Annotated in this window: 15 protein-coding genes; 11 read left to right on the top strand and 4 right to left on the bottom strand. The window is 66.6% G+C overall.

Going from position 1 to position 16,591, the window contains the following annotated elements:
• Positions 1–25: 25 nt before the first annotated feature.
• Positions 26–601, bottom strand: coding sequence for a carboxymuconolactone decarboxylase family protein (locus tag EBB56_RS16085; RefSeq protein ID WP_124804807.1), 576 nt, complete (start codon positions 599–601; stop codon positions 26–28).
• Positions 602–835: 234 nt separating this feature from the next.
• Here EBB56_RS16085 and EBB56_RS16090 point away from each other — a divergent pair, with 234 nt between their 5' ends.
• The 5 genes from EBB56_RS16090 (at position 836) to EBB56_RS16110 (ending at position 5,539) form a co-directional block, all read left to right on the top strand.
• On the top strand, positions 836–1,756 hold the full coding sequence (locus tag EBB56_RS16090; protein ID WP_108133355.1) for a 3-keto-5-aminohexanoate cleavage protein: 921 nt from the start codon (positions 836–838) through the stop codon (positions 1,754–1,756).
• Entirely contained in the window at positions 1,753–2,706 is a 954-nt protein-coding gene (locus EBB56_RS16095; protein WP_124804808.1) for an L-carnitine dehydrogenase, read from the top strand. Before EBB56_RS16090 ends, EBB56_RS16095 begins: the two co-directional genes overlap by 4 nt.
• On the top strand, positions 2,706–3,158 hold the full coding sequence (locus EBB56_RS16100; RefSeq protein WP_124804809.1) for a thioesterase family protein: 453 nt from the start codon (positions 2,706–2,708) through the stop codon (positions 3,156–3,158). The genes EBB56_RS16095 and EBB56_RS16100 overlap by 1 nt, the downstream gene beginning before the upstream one ends.
• Positions 3,159–3,198: 40 nt before the next feature.
• Complete coding sequence (locus EBB56_RS16105) at positions 3,199–4,017, top strand: alpha/beta hydrolase fold domain-containing protein (protein WP_124804810.1); 819 nt, start codon at positions 3,199–3,201, stop codon at positions 4,015–4,017.
• 130 nt (positions 4,018–4,147) lie between these two features.
• Positions 4,148–5,539, top strand: a complete 1,392-nt coding sequence (locus EBB56_RS16110; RefSeq protein WP_045994800.1) for a BCCT family transporter — start codon at positions 4,148–4,150, stop codon at positions 5,537–5,539.
• A gap of 168 nt (positions 5,540–5,707) precedes the next feature.
• Here EBB56_RS16110 and EBB56_RS22080 read toward each other — a convergent pair whose 3' ends face one another.
• Positions 5,708–6,964 (bottom strand): hypothetical protein, encoded by a 1,257-nt coding sequence (locus EBB56_RS22080; protein ID WP_124804811.1) that lies wholly within the window; start codon positions 6,962–6,964, stop codon positions 5,708–5,710.
• Between the two features lie 218 nt (positions 6,965–7,182).
• Between EBB56_RS22080 and EBB56_RS16120 the strand changes: the two genes are divergently transcribed.
• Positions 7,183–7,857 (top strand): Fe2+-dependent dioxygenase, encoded by a 675-nt coding sequence (locus EBB56_RS16120; protein ID WP_124804812.1) that lies wholly within the window; start codon positions 7,183–7,185, stop codon positions 7,855–7,857.
• Positions 7,858–7,869: 12 nt separating this feature from the next.
• Here the strand turns inward: EBB56_RS16120 and EBB56_RS16125 are convergent, their stop codons facing one another.
• Positions 7,870–8,865 carry a GlxA family transcriptional regulator gene (locus EBB56_RS16125; protein ID WP_045994548.1) on the bottom strand — a complete coding sequence of 332 codons (996 nt, stop codon included), beginning with the start codon at positions 8,863–8,865 and terminating at the stop codon, positions 7,870–7,872.
• A 187-nt stretch (positions 8,866–9,052) separates the two neighbouring features.
• On the opposite strand from EBB56_RS16125, the gene EBB56_RS16130 reads away from it, so the two are divergent.
• Together EBB56_RS16130 and EBB56_RS16135 are read left to right on the top strand one after the other, a co-directional pair.
• Positions 9,053–10,102 carry a GlxA family transcriptional regulator gene (locus EBB56_RS16130; protein ID WP_311767538.1) on the top strand — a complete coding sequence of 350 codons (1,050 nt, stop codon included), beginning with the start codon at positions 9,053–9,055 and terminating at the stop codon, positions 10,100–10,102.
• A gap of 305 nt (positions 10,103–10,407) precedes the next feature.
• On the top strand, positions 10,408–11,676 hold the full coding sequence (locus EBB56_RS16135; RefSeq protein ID WP_124804813.1) for a TauD/TfdA family dioxygenase: 1,269 nt from the start codon (positions 10,408–10,410) through the stop codon (positions 11,674–11,676).
• Positions 11,677–11,696: 20 nt separating this feature from the next.
• Here EBB56_RS16135 and EBB56_RS16140 read toward each other — a convergent pair whose 3' ends face one another.
• Positions 11,697–12,749 carry a GlxA family transcriptional regulator gene (locus EBB56_RS16140; RefSeq protein ID WP_260425383.1) on the bottom strand — a complete coding sequence of 351 codons (1,053 nt, stop codon included), beginning with the start codon at positions 12,747–12,749 and terminating at the stop codon, positions 11,697–11,699.
• A 304-nt stretch (positions 12,750–13,053) separates the two neighbouring features.
• Here EBB56_RS16140 and EBB56_RS16145 point away from each other — a divergent pair, with 304 nt between their 5' ends.
• From EBB56_RS16145 to EBB56_RS16155, 3 genes are read left to right on the top strand one after another with little or no spacing between them, the layout of a single operon-like run.
• Positions 13,054–14,235 (top strand): TauD/TfdA family dioxygenase, encoded by a 1,182-nt coding sequence (locus tag EBB56_RS16145; protein ID WP_124804815.1) that lies wholly within the window; start codon positions 13,054–13,056, stop codon positions 14,233–14,235.
• Between the two features lie 17 nt (positions 14,236–14,252).
• On the top strand, positions 14,253–14,876 hold the full coding sequence (locus tag EBB56_RS16150; RefSeq protein WP_185696465.1) for an HD domain-containing protein: 624 nt from the start codon (positions 14,253–14,255) through the stop codon (positions 14,874–14,876).
• Positions 14,873–16,579: a 5-guanidino-2-oxopentanoate decarboxylase gene (locus tag EBB56_RS16155; protein ID WP_124804817.1), complete on the top strand. Its 1,707-nt coding sequence runs from the start codon at positions 14,873–14,875 to the stop codon at positions 16,577–16,579. Before EBB56_RS16150 ends, EBB56_RS16155 begins: the two co-directional genes overlap by 4 nt.
• The last annotated feature ends 12 nt before the right edge of the window (positions 16,580–16,591 follow it).

Consider the following 16,591-nt stretch of genomic DNA (forward strand, 5'->3'; position numbering starts at 1 on the left):
GCGTCGCCGGTGAAGGCCCCCTCGATCAGGCCGCCGCGTCGGTACCTGCAACCCCCTTCGTCCAGGCGTGGCGCTTGAAGGCGTCGTCGATGGGCGTGTCCGCCAGGTGATTCACGTAGTTCGACAGAATCTTCTGGCTCACCCCCAGCACGATGTCCAGCAGCTGCTGGCGGGTGAAGCCCGCCTCGATGAAGTGCTCCACCACGGCCGGATCCGGACGTCCGCGATCACGCACGATGGCCAGCGTGGTCTGGCGCAGCAGCTCCAGACGAGCGTCTTCCAGCGGCTGCTGGTCGCGCAGCGCCTGGGTGATGGCGGGGTCCACCTTCATCATGCCGGCCACCGCCGTGTGCACTGCCACACAGTACTCGCAATCATGCTCGACGTTGATCGCCTGCCATACCACCGTCTTCTCGGCGGCATCGAAACTCGAGGCGAGAAACAGCTCATGCAGTCGCTGGTAGGCCTCCAGCACGCCCGGCGCTTCGGCCATCACGCTATACAGGGCCGGGATCATGCCCATCTCCTTCTGCGCCTTCTCGAGCAGGGGGCGGCTTTTTTCGGGGGCGCTGGACAGATCGTGCTGAGTAAAGTCGGTCATGGGTCTCTATTCCAATACAGAGGTGAAGGGATACGTCGATGAACGTGCTACTTGGTGGCGCTCGTTGCCGAATCCTTTCCTCGCACTCTCCCTACCCTCCTCATCACGCCGGTTCTGGCACAGATTGGCAGCGACACCAAGGATGTCGCATGACGTCAACAAAACGACGGTTGGCGCCAAGTGACAGGCCGTCATCTTCGCCACACTGCGCCCATTCACGACGAGGAGAGCATCATGAACCGCAACGTCATTCTGACCTGCGCCGTGACCGGCGCCGGCGACACCACCGCCAAGAGCGACAAGGTACCGGTCACCCCCGAGCAGATCGCCAACGACTGCATCGAGGCCGCCAAGGCCGGCGCCAGCATCGCCCACATCCACGTGCGCGACCCCGAGACCGGTGGCGTCAGCCACTCGCTGGATCACTTCCGCGAGGTGATGGAGCGGGTGCGCGAGGCCGACACCGACATCGTCATGAACATCACCGCCGGCGGTGGCGGGGACTGGATTCCGGACAGCCAGGATCCGACCCGTGGCGGCCCCGGCACCGACATCCAGACCCCGGCCCAGCGCCATGAGCCGGTGGGCGAGCTGCTGCCTGAGCTGTGCACCCTGGACTGCGGCAGCCTCAACTTTGGCGACATGATCTACGTCAACTCCGCCGACTGGCTGCGTGAACACGCCCGCCTGGTGCAGGCCGCCGGGGTCAAGCCGGAGCTCGAGTGCTTCGACCTGGGCCATGTATGGTTCGCCCGCCAGCTCCAGGCGGAAGGCCTGATCGACGGTGACCCGCTCTACCAGCTGTGCCTGGGCATCCCCTGGGGCGCCGAGGCCGACACCGAGACCATGCTGGCCATGCGCAACAAGCTGCCGACCAACGCCAACTGGGCGGCCTTCGGCATCGGTCGCCACCAGATGCCCATGGCCGCCCAGGCGGTACTGCTCGGCGGCCACGCCCGCGTCGGCCTCGAGGACAACCTCTACCTGGAAAAGGGAGTACTGGCCTCCAACGCCCAGCTGGTCGAGAAGGCCGGTCGGATGATCAACCACCTTGGCGCCAACGTGATGACCCCGGCCGAAACCCGCAAGTTCCTCAAGCTGCGCGACCCGTCCACCGGTCAGATCGCCGGCGACAGCGCTGGAGGTGATGCATGAAACAGCTATCCGTCATCGGTACCGGCGTCATCGGCAACGGCTGGATCGCTCGAGCCCTGGCCAACGGCTGGCGTGTTGCCGCCTTTGACCCCGACCCCAAGGCCGAGGCACGCACCCGTGCCTTCGTCGACAATGCCTGGCCGTCACTGGAAAAACGCGGCCTGGCCAAGGGCGCAAGCCCCGACAACCTGCGCTTTGCGACCTCGCTGGAAGCCGCAGTGGACGGCGCCGACCTGATCCAGGAAAACGTGCCCGAGCGCCTCGAGCTCAAGCGCAGCATCCTGGCCCAGATCGACGCCGCGGCGCCGCCTGAGGTGCTGATCGGCTCCTCGACCTCGGGCTTCAAGCCCAGCGACCTGCAACAGGGCTGTCAGCACGCGCCCGGCCGGGTCATCGTCGCCCACCCCTTCAACCCGGTGTATCTGCTGCCGCTGGTCGAGCTGGTCGGCGGCGAGGCCACTCAGGCCGAGCACACCGAGCGGGCCCAGGCGCTGTACCAGGCACTCGACATGCGCCCGCTGGTGGTGCATCGCGAGATCGAAGGGCATATCGCCGATCGCCTGATGGAGGCGCTGTGGCGGGAGGCCCTGCATCTGGTCAACGACGGTGTCGCCACCACCGAAGAGATCGACGCCGCCGTGGTCTACGGCTGCGGCCTGCGCTGGTCACTGATGGGCACCTTCCTGACCTTCCATCTGGCCGGCGGCGATCAGGGTATGCGCCACATGCTGGAACAGTTCGGCCCCGCCCTGAAGCTGCCCTGGACCAAGCTCGAGGCCCCGGAGCTGACCGACGAGCTGATCGATCGGGTGGTCGAGGGCTGCGAGCACCAGGCCGCGGGTCGCAGCGTGTCCGAGCTGGATCGCCGTCGTGACGACTTTCTGGTCGAGCTGCTCGGGCTGGTCCAGAAGTACTGGCCGGAGGCGGAAGGCCTCGAGGGGCGCATCTGATGGCGCTGCTCGACACCGACGTCAAGCCTGACTGGGTCGACTACAACGGCCATATGAACGACGCCGAGTACGCCAGGGTGTTTTCCCTGGCGGTCGACACCCTGATGGAGCACATCGGCCTCGACGAGGCCGGGCGCCACCGGCACGGCTACACCCTCTACACCCTGGAGACCCACCTGCGCTACCTGCGCGAGGCCCACCAGGGGCAGCCCCTTCAGGTCGAGGTCGCGCTGGTCGATCGTGACGCCAAGCGCCTGCATCTGTGGTTCGAGCTGTACAGCGGCGAACAGCTGCTGGCCACCAGCGAACAGATGTTGATGGGCATCGACCTCGACAGCGGGCGCCCGGGACCTTTCCCCGAGGCGGTGGACACCGCCATCGCTGCGCTGCCGGTCATCTCATCGCCCGCTCCCGAGGGACTCGGGCGGCGTATCGGCATCGTCCGACGCTGACGGCGCCATCAGCGCAGATTCGGCCAGGGAACACCAGACCATGACCATCGATGACTTCGCCGAACGTTTCCAGGCCGGGCTCGACGCCATGGCGACGATGCCGATGAACCAGGCGAGGCGCCACTACGACGAGCTCTGCGCCAGCTTCGCCGGCCCCGTACCGGCCACGATCGCAGTTACCGACGAGGTCATCGACGGCGTCGGCGTGCGCCGCTATCGACCGCACCTCGGCGCCGAAGGCGTCGTGCTCTACGCCCACGGCGGCGGCTTCACCATCGGTTCGGTAGAGAGCCACCAGGGTGTCGCCGCCGGTCTTGCCCAGGCCCTCGGGCGAGAGGTCGTCAGCCTGAACTACCGGCTGATGCCCGAGGCGTGCTATCTCGCGCTGCTCGACGACGTCGAGGTGGTCCGTCGGCGGCTTGCGCCTGTTGCCCTGGTCGGCGACAGCGCCGGTGCCCGGCTGGTGCTGGACGCCGCCAGGCGTGCCGCCGACGACAGCCCCCTGGGCCTGGTCTACCCGCTGCTCGGCACGCCAAGCGACACAAGCCTCGGACCGGACGCGCCGCTGCTCAGCCGTCAGGACGTGTTGGCAGCCTGGTCAATGATCGCCGAACAGGCTCGCCGGATCGGCGACGACCTGCCCGCCAGCCGGGCCATCGAGTGCCTGGCCGTGGAGCATGACCCGCTGACGCCCCCCTTGCTGGCAACACTGGATGAATGGCGCCGCTGCCACCACCAGGTCGGTGTGCATATGGCCGAGGGCATGTTGCACGGCGCCCTGCACGCGCGCTCGTCACTGCCTGCCATGGAGGCTGCCTGGCGAGCATTCTGCCGTGCGCTTGCCGCACATCTTGACTAGAGTCTTTTCTCTAAACGCCTTGTTTTTCAAGTGCTTGAATCGACTAACCGGCACATTTTCGTCGCCTTTACCCTGCCCAACCGAGGACACCGCCGACCGCCCGCCCCTCCAAAACGACAACGAGACGCCAATGAACCAGAACATCACCACTTCGGTCGCCACCGTGGCCACCGTCATCGCCCTGATCTCCTTTGCCGCCCTCGCCCCAGGCCCCTTCCAGACGCTGCTTGACGCCATCAAGGTCAACGTCATCGGCAACTTCGGTTTCATCTTCACCTACCCGGCCTTCGCCGCCTCCATCGTCTTTACCGTGCTGATGTTCACCCCCCTGGGGCGGCTCCGGTTCGGCCAGGGAGATCCCGAATTCTCCACCCTGGCCTGGCTCGGCATGCTGTTCGCCACCGGCATGGGCATCGGCCTGGTGACCTGGGGCGTGCTGGAACCGCGCTACCACGTCGATGCCGGCCACAGCACCGACCAGGCCCTGCTGTACGCCTTCAACCACTGGGGCCTGCTGGCCTGGGCCGGCTATCTGGCGATCGGCGTGATCTTCGCTCACGCCATGTACAACCTGAACATCGACAAGCCCGCCGAGACGCTGCTTGGTGGCGGCTTTCTCAGCAAGCTCAACCTGGTCAGCCTGGTGGTGTCTACCGTCATCGGCCTGTCGCTGACCTTCTCCTACGCCACCGATCCGCTCAAACAGAGCCTCGAGCAGTTCTTCGGCATCGACGCCAGCCCCACCCTGATCATACTGGTGCTGTCGCTGTTCGCGATCGCCTCCAGCGCCTCGGGGCTCCAGCGTGGCATCAAGTGGCTGAGCAACTACAACACGCTGTTCGCCCTGTTTCTGATGGTCAGCGTCTTCGTGCTGACCTCACCGCTGGACATCCTCGGCACCTTCACCCGACTGTTGCCGGAATACCTGGTGAAGTACCCGGCGATGGCGACCGATATCGGCCTCGGCGATCCCGAGCACAAGGCCTGGCTGGCGGATTGGCTGTACGCCTTCGAAGCCGCCTGGTACGGCTGGTTTGTGTTCACCGGCGTATTCATCGCGCGTATCTCGAAGGGCCGCACCTTGCGCCAGCTGGTACTGGGGGTGATGCTGGTGCCGAGTCTGTTCTCCTGCCTGTGGTTTACCACCTTCGGCCTCGGCGGACTCGAGACCGGCTCCGAGGACGTCTTCGCCCTGATGGCGACCCTCGACAGCCATGGCGTGCTGTCGGCCGTCCTGGCGCTCAACATCCTGCTGTTCTTCGTCACCAGCGCCGACTCGGCGGGACTGGTCTGCGAGATGCTGACGGTGCGCCGCTCACGAGCCTTCTGGATCGTTGCCATGGCCGCCCTGGCGGTGGTGATCAACTGGCTGGAAGGCGACATCTTCAAGGTCATTCTGACCCTGATCTCGGTCGCCGCCGTGCCTGTCGCCTTCGGAATCTTCGCCCTGGTCGCCGCCTTCCTGGTGCGCATCCGAGGCAGGCACGATGATCTGAGCGACAGGCAGGGCCAGGACTCCTGAGCCGCATTGTCGAGTGCCACCCCAACGACCAACGCAGACAAGGCCTGGAAACAGGCCCTGTCTGCGTCATGACCAGGTGTGGTTGGCGGACTTACGTCCAGGGGCCAGCGTCGGCAGACGCCGGCCCCTTCACGCTAGCTCTGGGATGCTAGCTCAAGGGCAGTTCCATCAGAACTTGCCCAATTCGGCCTCCAGCGGGAACATCGCCGCCGACAGCTCGCCTACCGTCATCACCGGAGACTCCGGCGCCTTGGCCGTCGGCCAGGCCTCGAGCAGCCCGTCGTAGCCCTCGACCAGGGCATCGTAGGCACCCGCCTGACGGAACATGTCGGCGTGGCGCTCCAGCGACTCCCGGGCGGTCAGCACAAAGCCACGACCGTCCTGATACTCGACCACGTTCTTGAACTCGCCGTCATCCACGGCTTCTTCGTACTCGTGCAGCGCGGTCTTCAACAGCGCCAGCTGGACCTTGGCCTGAAAGCCCGCATCCTGCTCGAGGCCATCGTCGACGTCGGCCATGGCCGAGAGGATGGTCTCGCGAAGCGATGCGTAATCCTGTTCGACCTCGCTCCAGTCACCGCCCTGCTGCACCTTGCCGGAGAAGGCTTCCAGCTCAGTATCGAAAGCGTCAATGCCACGGCTTTCCAGCGCAGGCGCGATGCCGGGGTACACCTCGTGGTAGGGATGACCAAAGTGGGGGTAGGACGCGGTCTTGGCCCCCTCGGTGTAGAGCTCCTTGGCGACCTCAAGGTGGCCGAGCATCAGCGCGAGCTCAGTGGTGTAGACGCCAGGGTTGGCCGCGTCGACGTGGCCACCTTCGCCGCCTTCGCCACCTTCGCCACCTTCACCGCCTTCACCACCTTCGCCGCCTTCGCCGCCTTCACCGCCTTCGCCGCCTTCACCGCCTTCGCCGCCTTCACCGCCTTCGCCACCTTCACCACCGGAAGACGCCGTCAGATAGGCAAAGACCGCATAGGGATCGCTGGCGAGGGAGGCACTTTCACCGCCTTCACCGCCTTCGCCGCCGTGGCCGTGCTCGCCGCCTTCACCGCCTTCACCGCCGTGGCCGTGCTCGCCGCCTTCGCCGCCTTCGCCGCCTTCGCCACCGTGGCCGGATTCACCACCTTCGCCACCGTGGCCGGCTTCGCCACCTTCACCGCCTTCACCACCGTGGCCCTTCTCGCCACCTTCACCGCCGTGGCCCTTCTCACCACCTTCGCCGCCTTCACCTCCGTGGCCGCCTTCACCACCTTCACCACCGTGGCCGCCTTCGCCACCTTCACCGCCGTGGCTCTGTTCGTAGGCAGCGTCGTCCTTATGCATATCGTCGCCATCGCCGTGATGGTCGGCCCAGGCGGCGCTGGATCCGAGCAGGATGCTGGCGCCAACGCCAATCCACAGCTTGGTACGGGTCTCTTGCGTCATGGGGTGCTCCTTCCTTCTACGTCTACTTGGGGCCAATTTCTTGTTCAGGGCTCGCGCTCGATGGAACCAGGGTCCACTTGCCGCAACCCCATGTCCGATCTGGCAATGTCTGCGCCAGTCAAACCATCAGGTGCCTGCCCACTAGACTGGCGTGTCACGAAGTGTAATGCAAACGATTAACAGTCGGGTATACTGACGGCCATTTGCGGGAGCCTCCGATGATTCTGTGTATCGACAAGGTGCTGACCGACGACCAGCTCCAGCGTATTCGCCAGACACTGGACGCCAGCGACTTTCGTGACGGACGGGAGACCGCCGGCTGGCATGCGCGCACGGTCAAGCGCAACCAGCAGGCGAGCAGCCAGGAGCCCGCCATCGCCGCCCTGCGTGACGAGGTCATGCAGACCCTGTCCGCACACACCCTGTTCCAGATCGCCGCGCGCCCGCGCCGAATGAAGCCGGTCATGTTCAGTCGCTACCAGCAAGGCATGACCTACGGCAATCACGTCGACGACGCGGTGATGCCCACCCCCCAGGGGCCGATGCGCACCGACCTGTCCTTCACCATCTTCCTTGGGGATCCGGACAGCTACGAGGGCGGAGAGCTGGTCACCGAGACCACCCAGGGCGAACAGCGCTTCAAGCTGCCGGCGGGTTCGATGATCCTGTACCCGTCCTCGACGCTGCATCGCGTCGACCCGGTCACCCAGGGGCAGCGACTGGCCGCGGTGGGCTGGCTGCAGAGCCAGGTACGCCAGCCTGAACAGCGTGAAGTGCTGTTCGACCTCGACACCACTCGCCGCCAGATCTTCGAGCGCGACGGCAAGACCGCCGAGTTCGACAGCATCTCCAAGAGCCTGGCCAATCTGCTGCGGATGTGGGCCGAGATCTGACCTGAGGCCCGGTCAGCCGTGGTGTCGAAAGGCCTGCGGCGCCGTTCCGAACGCCCTGCGGAAGGCGCGACTAAAACTCGACGCCGAGCCAAATCCACAGCTGAGCCCGATCGCCAGCACATCGAGGTCGGTATCCTTGAGCAATTGGGCGGCACGTTTGAGGCGCAGCGACAGGTAGTAGGCACTGGGAGAGGTGCCCAGCACATCGGCAAACAAGCGCTGTAGCTGGCGACTCGACACGCGGCTGCGGCGTGCGATCTCGGCCAACGGCAGGGGCGTTTCCAGGTGCGACTCCATCAGCGCTACCGCATCGACCAGCCGCGGCTGGTGGGTGCCAAGACGCCTGACCAGGCTCATTCGCTGCTGGTCGGTGCGCGAGCGCAGGCGGTCGTGAATCAATTGTTCGGACACGTCCACCGCCAGCGCCATACCGTGGCGACGGGCGATCATCTCCAGGGTCATATCCATGGCCGCCGCGCCGCCGGCACAGAAGAAGCGCCGCTCCTCCAGCAGGAACAGCTCGTCGCAGGTGCGAATCGAGGGATAGCGTTCGTTGAAGGTGGGCAGCGTCTCCCAGTGCAGGGTCACCGTATGCCCCCTGAGCAAGCCGGCCTCCGCCAGCACCACCGCGCCGGTGTCCAGCGCGCCGATGCAGCAGCCCCCCTGGTCGAGCCGGTTGAGCCAGGCGCTGAGCCCGTGGCCGATCCACAATTCCGGATCGAAGCCGCTGCATACCGCCAGCCACGGCAGATTGCGGACGTCTTCCATGGGGTGGTCCACCAGCAGGGTCATGCCGTTGCTTGCGGTCACCGGCCCTCCGCCCAGCCCGATCAGCGTCCAGTCATAAAGAGCGCGACCGGCGATACGGTTAGCGATGCGCAGCGGCTCCACCGCCGAGAAAAACGCCATCATCGAGAACTGCGGCAGCAGCAGAAAACCCAGCCGCTGTTCGGCCTGCTCGATTTCACCGGCGCTCGCCTCCAGGCGTTGACCACTGAGCTCTACCATCGCTGTCCGCCTCCTTACCGACGCCCGTGACTGCGGCGCAGCATAGCATGAGGGCATCGACGATAACGTCCAAAGGCTGAGTAGAGTGGGGCCGCGCCTCCTGGCTGGCCGTGTCTCGCCTGCGCCCTGAGTTGAGAGCAGCGTACGAGGGTGGCACCCTTGCAGCGCGGTGCGGACCGAGCCGATCGTGAATCCGCTGCCGCTGGTGCGCCGATACCCGAACCACCGATCCTGGCGCGGCCAGCGCCGTCCCGCCCCCGCCATCCATGAGGCCACCATGCGTCTGACCTACCAGGGCCCTGTCCCGGAACCCATCGGCTTTCTGCTGCTGCCGCGTTTCTCCATGGTGGCGCTGTTCTCGGCCATCGACCCCTTGCGAATCGCCAATCGTCTGGCCGGACAGCCGCTGTTTCGCTGGCACCTGATCAGCCGCGACGGCGAGCCGGTCACCGCCAGCAACGGCATTCCCCTGAGCGTCGAGCATGACCTGGACAATGCCCCCTGGCTCCCTAGTCTGGCGGTGTGCGCAAGCTTCGAGCCGATGGCCGCAGTGGACCAGCCGCTCAAAGACTGGCTGACGCTGCGCCGGGTTCAGGGCGCCTGTCTGGGGGCGCTGGACACCGGTGTCTTCTGCCTGGCCGACGCCGGGCTGATCGAGGACACCGTGACCCTGCACTGGGAAAGCCTGCCCGAGTTTCGCCGTCGCCATCCCGACATCGAAGCGGTGGAGTCGCTCTACGAGGTCGGCCCGGTCGGCTTCTACGGCGCCGGCGCCAGCGCCTCCATTGACCTTGCGCTGGATACCATCCGCCGCCGCCACGGCGATGCCCTGACCCGGCGGGTCAAGCAGCAACTGGTGCACGACCATCGTCGCCTGCCGGCCAGTCGCCAGCGTGACGCCAGCGAATTCGAGCGGCTGCCCGAACGCCTGACCAGGGTCATCGGCCTGATGGACAGCCACCTGGAGTCCCCCTTGGCCATCGCCGAACTGGCCGCCCAGATCGGCCTGTCAGAGCGTCAGCTCGAGCGCGACTGTCAGCACCACCTGGCCCGTACCCCGAGCCGGCTGTATCTGGAGCGCCGCCTGGCGCTGGCCCACCATCTGGTGACCAGCACTCGTCACGGCGTCATGGACATCGCCCTGGCCAGCGGCTTCGCCTCCGCCTCGAGCTTCACCCGCGCCTTTCGCCAGCACCACGGCGCCAGCCCCCGGGAGCTAAGACGACGCCTCCTTTAACACTGGCCCACCAACTTCTGTCTACTACACGCCACGGCGCCAGCCCCCCGGGAGCCAAGACGACGCCTCCTTTGACACGGGCCACCATCTGTCGCCCTGTTCGCCCTGGCCAGTTGGCATACCTGGCGTGCCCTGAATGTCGGCTTCTGCACGATACCTGTCGATTTATGCACGACTTCGGTGCTGCCTGACAGGCAAGCTGGTCCCCACTTGAGCGCCAGCCGGCGCTGCCATCCATGACGCACAGCACGGGCGCTGTCATCCATGACGCACCACGCGCCCGTCCCAGCTTCGACGGAGTCCCGATGAACCAGCCACAGCACACCAGCGAACACCAGCAGTCCGCGTCGGTCGATCTACCGCGCACCCCGGACTATGACGCCTGGCCCATCGAGGTGCCCATCGCAAGCGTAGCCTCGACGCCAAGGGTGCTGACCGTGAACTGGCAGGACGGCCGTGTCAGCCGCTATCACAGCGTCTGGCTGCGCGAAAACGCCGCCGACGACAGCACCATCAATCCAGCGACAAGGGAGCGCATCCTCGATCTGTCGAGCCTGGACGCCTGGCCGGAAATTGCCCAAGCGACGCTGGACGCCAGCGGCGCCGTCGAACTGCTGATGACGCCGGAACAGCGCAGCCTGCGCTTTCACCCCGGCTGGTTGAGAGCCCACGACTACGACAACACCGAGGATCCGCTGGCGCCGCTGGTACCGGTCGAGACCTGGCTCGGCGGCCAGGACAAAGAACCGGTCACCCTGGACGCCGGCGGCTGGACCGCGACGCAGACCGACAGCCCCGAAGAAGAGACGATCCTGGCCCCGGCGCTTGACGCGCTGCTGCGCCATGGCCTCGTGCGGCTGCGCGGCCTGCCCACCGAGCCCGGCACCCTGGAGAACATCGCCGAGCGCTTCGGGCCGTTGCGGGCCACCAACTTCGGCACCCTGTTCAACGTTCGCGCCAAGCCGGACCCGGACTCCAACGCCTACACCTCGATTGCCCTGCCGCCCCACGTGGACCTGCCGACCCGCGAGTACCATCCCGGTCTCCAGTTCCTGCACTGTCTCGAGAACAGCGTGGCCGGCGGCCAGGCGGTAATGCTCGATGGTTTCGCGGTGGCCGAGGCACTGCGCGAGGAAGACCCCGAGGCCTTCGCTACCCTGACTCGCGTCCACTGGCGCTACGCCAATACCGCGAAGACCACCGACTACGTCTGGCACTCGCCGATGATCGTGCTCGATGAACAGCAGCAACTGCTCGAGGTGCGCATCGCCGACTTCCTGCGCGGCCCGCTGATGACCGATTTCGACCAGGTCGAGGAGGCCTACCGGGCACTGATGGCGCTGCAGCAGCGCCTGCGCGAGCCCCGCTTCGCCCTGCGCTTCACCTACGCCCCCGGCGACCTGGTGATCTTCGACAATCGCCGCCTGTTGCACGCTCGTGACGCCTTTGAAGGCGACTCCGGCCACCGCTGGCTGCAGGGCTGCTACCTCGAGCGCGACGAGGTGCGCTCGCGCTATCGCATCGTCCAGCGCCGTCGCCGCGAGCGGGAACTGGGCGAGGCCGGACAGACCTAGCAGCGAGGCAAGGCCACCGGCTAGCCTTCCGCCGGCGCCGGTGGCCGCAGCCCACGCCGGGCGGTCACGCTCGGCGCCTCGCCAAAGCGCTTGCGGTAGGCCCTGGAGAAGTGCGCCAGGTGGCTGAAGCCCACCGCCACCGCGGCCTCGGTCACCGCAATGCGACTGTCGGCCAGAATGCGCTGGGCCTGGTCCAGCCGCATGTTCAGATAGCACTGCTTGGGCGTCTCGCCGAACTCCTGCACGAATAGCCGGGTCAACTGGCGCTGGGACAGGCCCGCCAGACGACAGACGTCGGGAATCGGCAGCGCCTGGGCGAGATTGGCCTCCATTACCGCCAGTGCGCGCAGCACCCCACGCGGCAGCTCCCTGGGCGAAGCCCGATCCGCTACCCAGCCGGTGCTGGCCCCAGCCCTCCCTGCTGCTTGCTGCGCTGTTGCGGCTCCCCTCGCCTCCGCCGGTCGAGAATGAACAATCTGTCGCCCCACCGCCTCGGCCAGCGAAGGACCATAAAGGGTCACGATCCACTCGAGCATCATGTCGATGCTGGCGGCGCCGCCGGAGCCGGTGAGACGTCCGCCTTCCCAGACGTAGCTGTCCGCTCGCACTTCCAGCTCAGGGAACTCCTCGCGAAAGGCCGGCACGCTTTCCCAGTGCAGCGCCACCGGATAGCCCTCCAGTACGCCCGCCCTGGCCAGGATAAAGGGGGCGGTGTCCACCCCCCCAAGCCAGACGCCATGGGCCGCCAGTCGCTTGAGCAGCGCCAGATCCTCGGCACCGATACAGGCTTCCGGCTCATAGGACGACACCACCATCAGACGCCCCTTCGACGCCAGCCCCTGGTACCAGTCGGCCTCGGTAACTTCGGACAGACGTCCATCGACATCGATGCGTACGCCATTGCTGGCCGTCACCGCCTCGCCATCGGCGGACAGCAGGCGCCAGGCAAACAGATCCCGACCAAAACGGTTGGCCACCCGAAGCGGCTCGAGCAGGCAGAACAGCGTCAGCATCGAAAACTTGGGCACCAGCCACACGTCCAGGGTGTGTTCGGCCTGGTCGGGCGACAACAGCGGCGGCGAGTCCGGGCGCGGATAGGGATGGCTGTCGGGCCAGCGGGCCTCGCTGTCTGCCTGGCTTTTGGCGTGGCTGTTGGCGTGGCGGTTGGCGTGGCTTTCTGTGTCACTGTGCAAGTGGTGATCAACGTCCGACATGGGGCGAATTTTATCAAGGCTATGGCGAATTTGATCAAATTGTATCCCAAATAGCACAGTAACCTGTAACCCAGACAGCGACGCCAGGTGTCGAACCGCCCTTCCTCGACCTGGTGAGCCTTTAGCAACGCCAGACCGATCGAATCCGGAGAGAGCCTCGACGATGACCCAGCAGACGCCCCCGCAACTGACCGATGACGGCCGCCAACTGGCGCTGACCCTTGGTGAAGGGCATCACCATCTTGATGCCTTGTGGCTGCGCGAACGCCTGCCCGATGCCGAAACCCTGGACCCCCAGACCGGGCAGCGTCTGATCGAGGCCGCCGAACTACCGCTGGATCTGAATCTCACCCAGGCAGAAATCCAGGATGAGCGGCTGGTCGTGGCCTTCTCCGATGGCCATCGAGGCAGCATCACGATCGACGAGCTCGAGGATGCCGTGCGCTGCCAGCGCTCGGACGACAACGCCTCACGGGTGTACTGGGACTCGACGCTCGCCACACCCCCGCAGGCCAGCTTCAAGCAAGCACTGGAAAGCGATCCGGCGCTGCTCGATCTGCTCGACCAGCTACATCGCTTCGGTTTCGTGCGCGTCACGGACGTACCGGTCAGCGAAGACGGCATGCAGCCGCTGATCGACCGTATCGGCCCGCTGCGCCGGACCAACTGGGGCGGCATCGCCGACGTCAAGTCGGTGGCCAACGCCTACGACCTGACCATGACCCAGCGCGGCCTCGAGCCCCACACCGACAACCCCTATCGCGATCCGATCCCCGGTTACATCTGGCTGCACTGTCTGACCAACGCCGCCGATGGTGGCGACAGCACCCTGGTGGACGGCTTCGAGGCCGCTCGACGCCTGCGTCAGCAGGATCCCGACGCCTTCGCCTGCCTGACCGAAGTGACCCCGCGCTTTCGCTACCACGACGAGACCACCCGTCTGGAGAGCGAAGGTCCGCTGATCGAGCTAGACGCCCGGGGCGAGGTGACGCGGGTACGCTACTCCAACCGCACCGAGCGTATCGACCTGATGGACAGCGCCCTGCTGCGCCGCTACTACGCCGCCCGCAAGGCCTTCTACCAACTGATTCGCTCGTCCGAGCTCACCCTCGAACTCAAGCTGTCCCCTGGCGAGATGCTGATCATGGACAACTACCGCCTGCTGCACGGGCGTACCGCCTTTCAGCTTGAAGGCGGCGTACGCCACCTGCGCCAGGGCTACGTGGACCGTGACAGCACCGCCAGTCGACGCCTGTTGCTGAAGGATCGGCTCAAGCCCGCACACGACTCGGAAGCCGGTACCGCCGACAACCTCGCACGAACCACCCAGGGGGCCAGCGTATGAGCACCAGCGATCTCGCACTGACCCAGGCCCGCTTCGCGCGCTTTGACCAGAGCACCGCCGAAGAGTGGCGCCTGATCGACCGCCACTTTCGTGCCTACCAGAGCGACGCCTGCCGTCGTGTGCTCGCCCACCTCGAGCGACTCAAAGGCGACACCCACGGCTATCCGGTGGACCGCTACGAGCACTGTCTGCAGACCGCCACCCGCGCGCTGCGTGACGGCGCCGATGAAGAGACCGTGGTCTGTGCCCTGCTCCACGACATCGGCGACGACCTGGCCCCGGCCAATCACGCCGAGATCGCCGCCGCCATCCTCGAGCCTTTCGTCGACCCGCTCAATGTCTGGATGATCCGTCACCACGAGCTGTTTCAGGGCTACCACTACCGCCACTTCTTCGGCCAGGATCGCCACGCCCGTGAGGCCTATCGCGACCACCCGGCCTACGCCCGCACGGTGCGCTTCTGCGACGACTGGGACCAGACCAGCTTCGACCCCGACTACGACACCCTGCCACTGGACGCCTTCCTGCCGATGATCGAAAACGTCATGGGCCGCGAACCCTTCGGTGGCCTGCCGAGCGTGGTGGAGGACAGCGACTCGAGCCCCGAGCCCCTGGCGAATGCCCAGGAGGCCTCCCGATGACCACCTGCGCCCAGCGCCTGATCGAGCTGCTCGAGGCCCAGGGAATCGACACCGTCTTCGGCATTCCCGGCGTGCACACCGTCGAGCTGTACCGGGGCCTTGAGCATTCGCGACTTCGCCACGTCACGCCACGCCACGAACAGGGCGCCGGTTTCATGGCCGACGGCTACGCCCGGGCCAGCGGGCGACCCGCCGCCTGCTTTATCATCACGGGCCCGGGCATGACCAATATCGCCACCGCCATGGGCCAGGCGTTGGCCGATTCGGTGCCGATGCTGGTGATTTCCAGCGTCAATACCGTGTCGACGCTTGGGCGCGGCCAGGGCCGTCTCCACGAGATGCCCCATCAGGGCCAGACCCTGGCCGGGGTGGCGCGCTTCAGCCATACCCTGCTCGATCCCGAGGCGCTGCCCGAAGTGCTGGCCCGCGCCTTCGCCGTGTTCCAGGGCGCACGCCCGGGGCCGGTGCATATCGAGATCCCCATCGATCTGTTCGCCGCCCCGGTCAAGGCACCGATGCCTGCGGCGATGCGCGTCTTTCCCCCGGCGCCAGCGCCCCAGGCCGTCGCGGCCGCCAGCCGACTGCTGGGCGAGGCACAGCGCCCGCTGGTACTGGTGGGAGGTGGCGCCTGCGCCGCCGCCACCAGCGTCACCTCCCTGGTCGAACACCTGGACGCCCCCACCCTGACCACCATCAATGCCCGCGGGCTGCTCGGTGCCGACCATCCGCTGGACCTGGGCGCCACCGCCAGCCTGCCGGCGACACGCCGACTGGCCCGGCTGGCCGACGTCATCCTGGCCCTTGGCACCGAACTCGGCGAAACCGACTACGACCTGGTGTTCGACGACGGTTTCAAGCTCGAGGGCAGCCTGATCCGGGTCGATCTGGACGCCGAGCAGCTGGCGCGCAGTCACATCGCCGACCTGGCCCTGGTGGCCGATATCGGGCTGACCGCCGAGGCCCTGCTGGTCGCACTGGAACGCGGCGAAGATGAAGGCCGGCCGCAACGAGAGGTCGGTCGCGAGCGCTGCGAGCGCGTGCGCAACGAGCTGGCCCTCGCCGATGACCCGGAGCTCGCGCGGTATCGGCCGCTGTTTGCCACCCTCGACGAGGTGCTGCCCGAGGCGATCATCGTCGGCGACTCCACCGGCCCGGTGTACGCCGGCAACGTGGTGGTCAGGCGCCCGGCGCCACGTCGCTGGTTCAACGCCGCCACCGGCTTCGGCACCCTGGGCTACGGCCTGCCTGCGGCCCTGGGCGCGGGGCTGGCACGACCGGATCTGCCGGTGGTGGCGCTGGTCGGCGACGGCGGCCTGCAGTTCGTGCTGGGAGAGCTAGCCACCGCCCGGGATATCGCCCTGGAGGCCGACCGCGCTCGCGCCGAGCAGGGGGCAATCGACCGTGATTCGAGCGATGCGGCCTGCGCCGACACCGCCCTGGCAAGGCCCTTGGCGATCCTGATCTGGAACAACGACGGCTACGACGAGATACGCCGTTACATGAGCGCCGACGGTGTGGCTCACGTGGGTGTCGATCTGGCGCCTCCGAACTTCGCTGCTCTCGCCCAGGCCTTCGACTGCCGCTATCGTCAGGCCGCCAGCGCCGACGACCTGGCGTCGGCGCTTTCAAGCCTGAATGATGCCGGTTCACCGCTGATCGTCGAGATCGACGCCCTGGCCTGGTGTCGCCAGCTCGAACACTGAGGCAGGACGCCG

The organism is Halomonas sp. YLB-10, assembly GCF_003856855.1.
GTDB lineage: Bacteria > Pseudomonadota > Gammaproteobacteria > Pseudomonadales > Halomonadaceae > Halomonas > Halomonas litopenaei.